This window comes from Thomasclavelia cocleata (assembly GCF_900102365.1).
Taxonomy (GTDB): Bacteria; Bacillota_I; Bacilli_A; order Erysipelotrichales; family Coprobacillaceae; genus Thomasclavelia; species Thomasclavelia cocleata.
In genome coordinates this window covers 1-1664 of record NZ_FOIN01000085.1, presented here as the reverse complement: position 1 = coordinate 1664, position 1664 = coordinate 1, and the positions used below count along the sequence as shown (strand labels likewise).

The following is a 1664-nucleotide window of genomic DNA, read 5'->3' as shown; positions in this document are numbered from 1 at the left end:
GTAAGCGTCAAATAACATACACCTTAAAAACACCATTATTTAGTTTATAATAATGGTGTAATAGTTATTGAGCACTAAAAGATCATATTTCTATGATTTCTTAGGATTATATAATTCTTTTGGTAGTTCTGCCCACGGCATTACTGATTCTAATAATTTTTCGTCATTCATGTCCTTACCAGGTAAGATGCTTAAAATATAATTAAAGTAATCATACGGTTTTAGATTATTTAGTTTTGCTGACTCAACAAGGCTGTAGATATAAGAACTGGAATCTGCACCCTTTACTGTATTCATGAACAGCCAGTTGTTTCTTCCGATTGTAAACGGGCGTATCGCTCTTTCCGTCACATTGTTAGAAATTTCAATTCTCCCATCATTTAAGTAAGTTCTTAATTTCTCTTCCTGATTGAGAGCGTATATAACTGCTTCACCTAAATGTGACTTTAGTTGTATTACACCTTTGAGCTCCTGCAATAGTTGGAAAAATTCATCAACAACTGGTACTGATTCCTGTTGTCTGATTATTTTTAACTCTTCATACGATTTATCCTGATTATCACTTTCTATCTTGAAGAGTTTCCTAATCAGTTGCATACACTTATAGGTTTGTGTCCCTTTTTTATCAGCATTTTTTGGTATCAGTTCAAGGGTATCACTGAATTTACGTCTTACATGAACCCAGCATCCTGCCTGTACTATATTATCAATCTTATCGTATGCCTGATATCCATCGCTCAGTAATATTCCGGAATACTCTTTTAGATAATCAACGGCATGCTTATGTGCGCGACTCTGCTCATAATTATAAATAACCATCTGCTTAGATTCGCTTCTCCCTGACATATATACCCACATATATGATTTAGATGATGCTGCTTTTCCCGGCTCATGCAGAACCTGCACCGGAGTTTCATCGGCACTGATATACTCCATCATTAACAGCTGCCTGGTCATATATTCAACCATTGCTTTAAAATAGCTGTTTGCCACCTTAATTATCCAGTTCGACATATTCTGACGGTTTATATTTATTCCCATCCGCATAAATGTCACTTCCTGTCTATACAGAGGCAGTGCCTTTTCATATTTATCATTTATTATATTAGCCACCAGCGAAGCTGATGCAATGCTTCCATTAATCAGCGGTGCAGGTCCATCAGCTTTAACGATCGTTGCTTCTATATCATTGTTTTCGCAGTAGCGGCAGCTGTATATATGTTCGACATGATTGATAATCTCAACTTTTGCCGGGATAAAGATTAACTCTCTTCTGATGTGAGTTGACATTTCATGCAGATTATGACCGCATTTAGGACATGACATCTCTTCACCGCTTAGAACATAGTCAATAGTTGTATTTTTAAGTTCATCAGGATTCAGCAGCTTTGTTTTCTTTTTTCCTGTGTGAGCTTTTAGCTCAGTTAGGCTGCTTTCATCATTTATAGGTGTTGATTCAACTTCCGCCTCATCAAACAGTGACAGCTGATCTGAATTTACTTTTTCAGATGATTTTCCAAAAAGCTTCTTCTGCTGAAGTTTTATCTGCTCCTGATACCATGCATTCTCCTGCGAGAGCTGCTCCACCTTTGTAGCCATTTCCATATATTTTTGTTCGAGTTCTGCTCGAGACATCTGTTTTATATTTACTGTTTTTTTCATGT

The 1664-nt window shown here is 36.6% G+C and carries 1 protein-coding gene; it reads right to left on the bottom strand.

Going from position 1 to position 1664, the window contains the following annotated elements:
- Positions 1 to 90: 90 nt before the first annotated feature.
- A partial coding sequence (gene tnpC / locus BMW96_RS13810; RefSeq protein ID WP_092357171.1) for an IS66 family transposase occupies positions 91 to 1664 on the bottom strand: 1574 nt, incomplete at its 5' end.